Source organism: Candidatus Cardinium sp. cBcalN2 (genome assembly GCF_022810445.1).
In the GTDB taxonomy this organism is placed as follows: Bacteria; Bacteroidota; Bacteroidia; order Cytophagales; family Amoebophilaceae; genus Cardinium.
On record NZ_JAACGD010000054.1, the window covers coordinates 1 to 7,548 of the forward strand.

A 7,548-nucleotide genomic window follows, 5' to 3' on the forward strand; every position below is an offset into this window, starting at 1 on the left:
ATAGAAAAACAGCTTCAATGGATGTCGCAGGGTGGATTCTGTTTTTCCAGCTGTAAGGGGCGCTTTCCGCAACTTTTTACCAGGGCTTGATTTTTTGCTTACTTTTTTATCAAGAAAAAAGTAAGATAAAAAAAACTTATAATCAAATAAAAATAATTAAAAATTCCTTAAGTTGACGCCATTGGGTGTTCAGGTTACTGGTAAAAGTGGCCACACAGAACTTGCCCGCTACGCAGGTTTCAAATAACCTATTTAGCCTACAGTAGAGTAACTAACTGACTACTTTGTATAGAGTTTGGTTAACAAGGCAACTGTATTTTCAATTTCTTCAAAGCTAGTATATTTACTAAATGAAAAACGTATAGCGTGTTTGGTTTCTTTTTGCAAAGCAGCTATAACAAGTGAACCCAAAGCACTACCACTTGTACAGGCACTACCTGTAGAGACGGCTATACCATGAATATCTAAATGATGGGCTAGCATATCATGCTCTTTCCAGCCAGGTAATGAAATATTTAATAGATTAGGGCTGCTTTTAGTTAAGCTTGCGCTATGGCCATTAAAGATGATATCAGGAATATGACTTTTTAGTAATGTGATCATATGTTTCTTAATAGCTAACAAATGGGCTACCACTTTTGATCTATCCCGAAAAACAATTTCTAATGCTTTGGCCATGCCAACAATATAGGCTACATTTTCCGTTCCGCCACGCATATTTAACTCTTGGCTACCTCCAGTAATGAGTGGGGCAACAGAAACCTTACCATTTATATAGACAAAGCCAATCCCTTTGGGACCATGTATTTTATGAGCAGAACCTAAGACAAGGTCACAAGATAAACAATCAAGCAAGCCAGAATAGATGCTTTGAATAGTATCTGAATGCAAAAATGCACCGTATTTTTGACAAAGCTGGCAAATAGCCTCTATATCTGTTATATTACCTATTTCATGATTGACTTGCATAAAACTGACCAAGGCATAGGGATGCGCTTTTAACCACGCTTCTACTTCATCCAACCCAAACTCTCCTATTTGGTTAACCCCAATATAGGACAGCTGAATCTTGCCCTGTTGGGCTAACGCTTCTAGTGGCATCCGCACTGCAAGATGCTCTAATGGAGAAGTTAAAACATGAGCAATTGGCATCGCCTCTATAATGCCCCTTAATAACATATTATTCCCTTCTGTACCTCCAGCAGTAAACAATATTTCAGAAGGCGAAACTTTAAACAAGTTGGCTATTTTTTTTCTGGCTTTTTCAAGCGCTGCTTTAGCCTGGCAACCATAACGATGCACAGAGGAGGGATTACCACAAAAACCCGCCATATAGGGCATCATAGCGGCCAATACTTCTTCATCTAATTGGGTAGTAGCTGCATTATCTAAATAAACATTCATCATTCTTTACCCTGCCATACATTCGGTATAGTGCAACATCTGCTTAGCTAGTCTTTTAATGTCTTCAATAGGAGTGGTCCGACTTACCTTTACCATGACTTCAAATAAATTTCTGCGCGTAGCTTCAAAATGACCTACCCGACACTTAGCTTGATGTTTAGCTACAATACAGTCTAAAACTGAATTAGTACTCAAATCTAGATGAAATAGATAATCAAAAGGGGTTTCTACAAACTTTTTAATGCGGTTGTTTTCTATCTTACCTAAAATAGTAATCGCATGATGGCCAAAAGCATAACGTAAATGGCTAGTGGCATGGGCACGGTCTTTTCCTGTAGTATAACAGAGCACGCTAACTTGTTTATCCAAGTTTTTTAAATCTCGAATAAAACGTTGTACCACCTCATGCTTGGCCGGAGTTTCATAACTATATAGCACGCCTATGGTAGTTGCTTGATTTAACCCTACATTACTGCGGATAACCTTCCTATTTTTTAAGCTAAAATGGGTAACTATGCCTAAAATAAAAAACTTAAAAATTACATATAAATGCATCATGGTAGCATCTTTATAATATCATTTTCTTCTAAAATGGGAATGCCCCATTGTTTGGCTTTAGCTAACTTGGATGGACCCGCTTTGCTTCCTGCTACCAAGTAGTGGACTTTAGCAGAAACAGCAGATAAGACCCTCCCTCCTGCTGCCTCAATTAATTTAGTTAATTCTTTTCTTGTAACCATTTGAAAGGTACCCGATATAACAAAGTATTTTGAGGATAATGGCCATAAAACCTCCACACTTTCTGGAAGAGCAAACTGTAACCCGGCAGCTTGCAGCCCACTAATAATCGCTTTTTGGTAAGGATCTTGCAAGTAATCGAGTATACTCTGAACAATTTTTTCTCCAATATCAGGTACCTGTAACAGCTCTGCTTGAGTAGCTTGTTGCAACCGCTCCATTGATCTAAAGTGTCTGGCTAGTTTTTTAGCTACCGTTTCGCCTACATGCTTAATGCCCAAGGCAAACAATAGGCTATCAAAAGGCTTTGTTTTTGAAGCTTCAATATTAGTTAATAATTTTTGTGTGGATAGTGCTTGAAATCCTTCTAAAGCGTGGACTGACTCATAACGCAATATATACAAATCTGCTACGTTTTGAACCAATTTAGCCTGCAACAATGCCTCAATGGTTTTAGGCCCTAAGGTATGAATATCCATAGCTTTGCGATGCGCAAAATGCAATAAAGCACCTTTTAACTGGGACACACATTGCTGCTTATTAGGACAATAGTAAGCCACTGTTCCTTCCTCTCGATGAAGTGGCGTACCACAAGCAGGACATTGGCGAATAAAAACAACAGGTTTACTGGTTTTCTTACGGGAAGAAAAGTCTACACCAACTACCTGGGGAATAATTTCTCCTCCTTTTTCAATAAAAATCTTGTCGCCCAAATGGAGGTCTTGCTTAGCTAACACATCTGCATTATGCAAAGAAGCACGACCAACTATAGTCCCTGCTAATGAAATCGGCCTAAAATGGGCTACTGGTGTAATAGTACCTGTTCTGCCTACTTGAAAAGTTACCTCTTCTAAGGTAGAATAAGCCATTGCTGGCTGGTATTTATAGGCAATCGCCCAACGTGGCGATTTGGAAGTTATACCAATCCTATGTTGTTGATCAAGATTATTTACTTTGATTACTATACCATCCACATCAACCGGTAAATTTTGCTTATGTTCAGCCCAGTAATGAATATAGTCCATTATTTCTGTAATATTAGTACATACTTTATAGATAGGCGCAACAGAGAAGCCTAAAGTGACCAGCAAAGCCAAAGCAGCTTCTTGGGTAGGACACATATAAGATGATGCATAAAAACTATACCCATAAAATGCTAATGGACGCTCTTTAACTAAAGCTACATCTAGTGATTTTAATGTACCTGCGGTAATGTTACGAGGGTTAGCCCATAAAGCTTCTCCTTTTGCTTTACGCATACGATTTAATTCCGTAAAAACATCCTTAGGCATAAAGGCCTCTCCACGCACCTCAAATGAGGCAGATGGGGGAGCTTGAATTTTTTGGGGTAAAGGCAAACATTGACAAACATGGCGAGTTACATCATCTCCTTTTTCCCCATCACCACGTGTAACAGCACCTACCAAATGGCCATTTTCATAATGAATGCTCAGGGCCACACCATCTATTTTAGGTTCACATATAAAATCTATAGTCCCATTCGGAACCATTTTTTTGACCCTTATAATAAATTGTTCTACTTCTTTTTCTGAATAGGTTTTAGCTAAAGAGAGCATAGGGGTCTGGTGATAAACCACTTTAAACCCTTTAGAAGGATATTCTCCAATCACTTCAGTTGGAGAGTCAGGGAGCTTTAAGTGGGGATAAGCCTGCTCTAACTGGGTCAATCGTTCTACTAATTGGTCATAGGCATAATCGGAAATTGGCGAAATTCCTTTTTGGAAGTAGCACGCATTGTAGTAGCGAATGGAATCTACTAAATGTTTGATTTCTTTACTGATGTCAGATGTTTCCATTACAATAAAAATTCGACCAATGCCGCCAATCCAGCTCCAAGTAAACAAATCCACAAAGTAAACCGGTTCGAATGATGATTGGGGCTGGCTTCAAAGAGCATGGTAGCCGAAATGTACAAAAAATTACCCGTTACAATGGCCAGTAATATGGTGCTACCACCATCAGAAAGATGGTGATTAAGATAACTACTTAGACAGAGCCCTACTGGAGAGGCTAAAGAAAATAGCCCTAAATAGCTTAACATACGTCTTGTGGATAGGCTAAAGCCACGTAATACACTCATTAAAGCAAAGGCTTCTAAAAATTTATGCAACATCATGCCCAGTAAAAGCCCTTCTCGGTTCGCATCATGCCCATGGCCATGTGCCAAAAGGGTGCCATCTAAAAGCGCATGCAATGCTATAGAGCTTAAAAAAGAAAATATTTTATAATTTTTCACACCACAATGGTCTGAAGTTGGAGCCATAGAATGGCCATGCTCTACGCCAGCACTAAAGTTTTCAATGAAACGCTGCAAAAAAAACCCTATCATGATATAACCACCAACATAGAGCGGCCTAACTTGGGAAATAAAAAGCTCAGGCATTAGATGTAACAAAGTATTGGCCAATAGGTAACCACCCGAAAAGGTTAACAAGCGTGGTAATAGCTTCATGGAAGATTGCCCGGTAACGATTAAGCCACCCAGTAATGCTGAAAACAAAAGTGCAAAAAATTCTATAGCCATTATCTATTTATTCATGATCGTTAAAAGATCAAGAGATCTTTATATGCTTCTTATTTGAGCCGGTGATGCAACACGTACAGCTATCCGTAACCGTGCACTTCGGGCACGATTATTGCGGTGCACTTCCTCTATAGAAGGTGTAAAAGGCTTTTTTTGTAATGGAACAAAAGGACGTAACAGATTACCGTACCCATCTTGTTGCGGTTCTCCCCGTACATTACCTGTATTGAAAAAATTTTTAACCAATCGATCCTCTAAAGAATGGTAAGCAATAATGGCCAAACGCCCTTTGGGTTTAATCAGTTCAACACTACACTCTAACAACCTTTCTAACTCAATCAGTTCATTATTTACTTCAATACGAAATGCTTGAAATACTTTTGCAAGATATTGATTTACTTTTAGCTTAGGGGCAAATGGTTCAACAATAGCCTTCAATTGGTAAGTAGTGAGAATAGGCGCCTGGTCGCGTGCTTGAATAATAGCCTGAGCAATAGCGATTGCGTTAGCCACTTCTCCATAGCTATGCAATAAATGGGTTAACTGCTCCAGTCTATAGGTATTGACAACGTGCTGTGCTGAATGTGGGAAATTTGGATCCATTCGCATATCCAATTTGCCATCAAATCGAGTAGAAAAACCACGTTCAGACCTATCTATTTGGTGCGAAGAGGTACCTAAGTCTGCTAGCAGACCATCTAGCTGTTCCACGCCATAGAAGTTTAGAAATTCCTTAGCAAAACGAAAAGAGGCTCTAATAAAAGTTAAAGATTTATCTGTAAAAGATTGGGCAATCGTAGCAGCCTCTGGATCCCTATCAAAGGCAAATAAATGGCCGCTAGAAAGGGTTTCAATGATTTTCTTTGCATGGCCCCCTCCTCCAAAAGTAAGGTCTGCATAGTTTCCAGTTGGTACTATAGCCAATCCTTCTATCACCTCATCCAACATCACTGGTATGTGATAGCCCGCTGAAATAGTTGTAACCATGAATTAAGCCTTGTAAGTTTTAAATTACTGGTAAAGGTAATCAGACTATTTGAAAATACAAATAGACCTCTTACAAAACAACTAAAGTTGTATGTGTTGACTAGATTGGTAAAAAATGAATTTTTCATGTTACTTTTTTCCTGCTAAAAAAGCAATCAAACAAACCAAGCGCTCCTATTTGTATAGGTAAATATTTCATATTATTAGACGTTTATATTATATTTTATTGTAATAAAACATTATTTGAGTTGTTTTTGCTTGTACACCTAAATGGCCACTGAATGATTCAATCGTAACACAAAAGAGCTGAAGGATCCATTCAGGACTGTCTTAAAGCTGCACACAAATAAGAAAAAAATTAAGATAAAATAGATTTTTTACCCATGCACTGAACGACAAATACAAGCTGGGTGCTAATCGTTTTCATTATTTGTATCTATGAGCAGTTGCAATATTTCCCTTACGATGGTAATTGTTTTTTTACTATTACTCTTGGGTATTGGTATTTTTTTTACTAGAATATCAACTTCATTTAGAGAATGTGTTTTAGGAGATCAAGAACTGCATACCCCTCCTTTGGTAGGTACTTTACTCGCGCTTATCTATGGAGGAGGAAGGCTAATGATTGGTGTAGAACAGATCCATAATTTTGGACTCTCTTGGGTGTTTTTTATACTTGCAACCAGCGTTTTTCCTTACTGGTTGATCAGTTGGTTGTCTCTGCGTATGAGGCCATTTATGCATAACCTCTCTATGTCAGAGAGTATAGGTCGGGTCTATGGTAAGTATCCTAGGATGGTAACAGGTTTAGCTAATATTTGTTTGGCCATTTTTACTATTTCTATTCAAATTAATGTAATGTCCCGATCGATCAGTATGTGTATAGACTCAGTTGATCGGCGTATTGTCACTATCTGCGCTATCTTGATTCTGGTTTTTTATGCTCGTATTGGAGGGCTTCGTATCATTACTTTTACGGATGTAGCACAAATCTTTGTTTTTTTTATTATCATTCTCTTTTTAGCTTTTTCCATATTTGAAGCAACTGGCAAGCCTAAAATGCTATCTTAATTTACGAACAAAAGAAATTTTTGAGTTGCATAAACTATTGCAATGTGAACCTAAACAGTTGGCTGTTTTTGCCCTGTTTCTCTCTAGCCTAGTAGTCAATATCAATCCCCCTATTATACAGAAAATCTATATGTCTGCCGATTGCTTACAAGCCGGGATAGTTTTCTTCTTTACTAGTATTTTTAGTCTTTTTATATCGGTTTTTATAATTTTAATTGGTTTATATAGTTTCATAGCTGCACCCCATTTATTGGCAACAGAAGTGTGGAGTTATATAATGGCCCATATTGCCCCCATTTTTAAAGGGTTTGTCGTCATCAGCTTGTTAACTATGGCTATTTCTACAGCTGATACTTACTTAAATAGTTGTTGCGTTATGTTTAGTAATGATATCGTAAGTAGTATGATGACTAAAAATCCAGTACCTTATGATCGCCAACTGCGCCTGGCTAAAGTAACTGCGCTTTTTGTAGGTGTTATAACGGTCATAGTTAGCTTTTCCTGTAGTGATTTATTTTCTTTATTCAAATTTCGTTTTGATTGTTTCGTACCTATCGTAACGGCTCCTTTTATATTAGCTATTCTGGGTTTTCGAAGTAGCTCTCCTACTGCTTTGATTGGTATGGCTACAGGTCTATTGACTATTTTGAGTTGGAACAAATGGATTGAACCAGCTACAACTATAAACGGCTCTTGTATGGCTATGATCGCCAATGGAATGGCCATGATGGCTGCTCATTATCTACTACCCAAACAAAAAAAATAGTTTCCGTTCACCCAATAGCGTCAACTTAAGGGATATA

At 38.1% G+C, this 7,548-nt stretch carries 7 protein-coding genes; 2 read left to right on the forward strand and 5 right to left on the reverse strand.

The window, feature by feature from the left end:
• Positions 1-279: 279 nt before the first annotated feature.
• The 5 genes from MUW74_RS01650 to rsmH are packed head-to-tail and all read right to left on the reverse strand — an operon-like array spanning position 280 to position 5,674.
• Complete coding sequence (locus MUW74_RS01650; RefSeq protein WP_243517901.1) at positions 280-1,404, reverse strand: cysteine desulfurase family protein; 1,125 nt, start codon at positions 1,402-1,404, stop codon at positions 280-282.
• Positions 1,405-1,410: 6 nt separating this feature from the next.
• Positions 1,411-1,962, reverse strand: a complete 552-nt coding sequence (locus MUW74_RS01655) for a hypothetical protein (protein WP_243517904.1) — start codon at positions 1,960-1,962, stop codon at positions 1,411-1,413.
• On the reverse strand, positions 1,959-3,959 hold the full coding sequence (gene ligA, locus MUW74_RS01660; protein ID WP_243517907.1) for an NAD-dependent DNA ligase LigA: 2,001 nt from the start codon (positions 3,957-3,959) through the stop codon (positions 1,959-1,961). The genes MUW74_RS01655 and ligA overlap by 4 nt, the downstream gene beginning before the upstream one ends.
• The gene (locus tag MUW74_RS01665) at positions 3,959-4,687 is read right to left on the reverse strand and encodes a ZIP family metal transporter (RefSeq protein WP_243517910.1); all 729 of its coding nucleotides are present in this window, start codon (positions 4,685-4,687) and stop codon (positions 3,959-3,961) included. The genes ligA and MUW74_RS01665 overlap by 1 nt, the downstream gene beginning before the upstream one ends.
• A gap of 39 nt (positions 4,688-4,726) precedes the next feature.
• Entirely contained in the window at positions 4,727-5,674 is a 948-nt protein-coding gene (rsmH, locus tag MUW74_RS01670) for a 16S rRNA (cytosine(1402)-N(4))-methyltransferase RsmH (RefSeq protein ID WP_243517913.1), read from the reverse strand.
• 438 nt (positions 5,675-6,112) lie between these two features.
• Here rsmH and MUW74_RS01675 point away from each other — a divergent pair, with 438 nt between their 5' ends.
• Positions 6,113-6,745 carry a hypothetical protein gene (locus MUW74_RS01675; RefSeq protein ID WP_243517916.1) on the forward strand — a complete coding sequence of 211 codons (633 nt, stop codon included), beginning with the start codon at positions 6,113-6,115 and terminating at the stop codon, positions 6,743-6,745.
• Between the two features lie 25 nt (positions 6,746-6,770).
• Entirely contained in the window at positions 6,771-7,511 is a 741-nt protein-coding gene (locus MUW74_RS01680) for a hypothetical protein (protein WP_243517919.1), read from the forward strand.
• Positions 7,512-7,548: the final 37 nt, after the last annotated feature.

What these genes read in the sequence shown, in the direction of transcription:
- MUW74_RS01675 (WP_243517916.1), top strand. Translation starts at nt 6,113, where the DNA reads ATGAGCAGTTGCAATATTTCCCTTACGATGGTAATTGTTTTTTTACTA.
- rsmH (WP_243517913.1), bottom strand. Translation starts at nt 5,674, where the DNA reads ATGGTTACAACTATTTCAGCGGGCTATCACATACCAGTGATGTTGGAT.
- ligA (WP_243517907.1), bottom strand. Translation starts at nt 3,959, where the DNA reads ATGGAAACATCTGACATCAGTAAAGAAATCAAACATTTAGTAGATTCC.
- MUW74_RS01665 (WP_243517910.1), bottom strand. Translation starts at nt 4,687, where the DNA reads ATGGCTATAGAATTTTTTGCACTTTTGTTTTCAGCATTACTGGGTGGC.
- MUW74_RS01655 (WP_243517904.1), bottom strand. Translation starts at nt 1,962, where the DNA reads ATGATGCATTTATATGTAATTTTTAAGTTTTTTATTTTAGGCATAGTT.
- MUW74_RS01650 (WP_243517901.1), bottom strand. Translation starts at nt 1,404, where the DNA reads ATGAATGTTTATTTAGATAATGCAGCTACTACCCAATTAGATGAAGAA.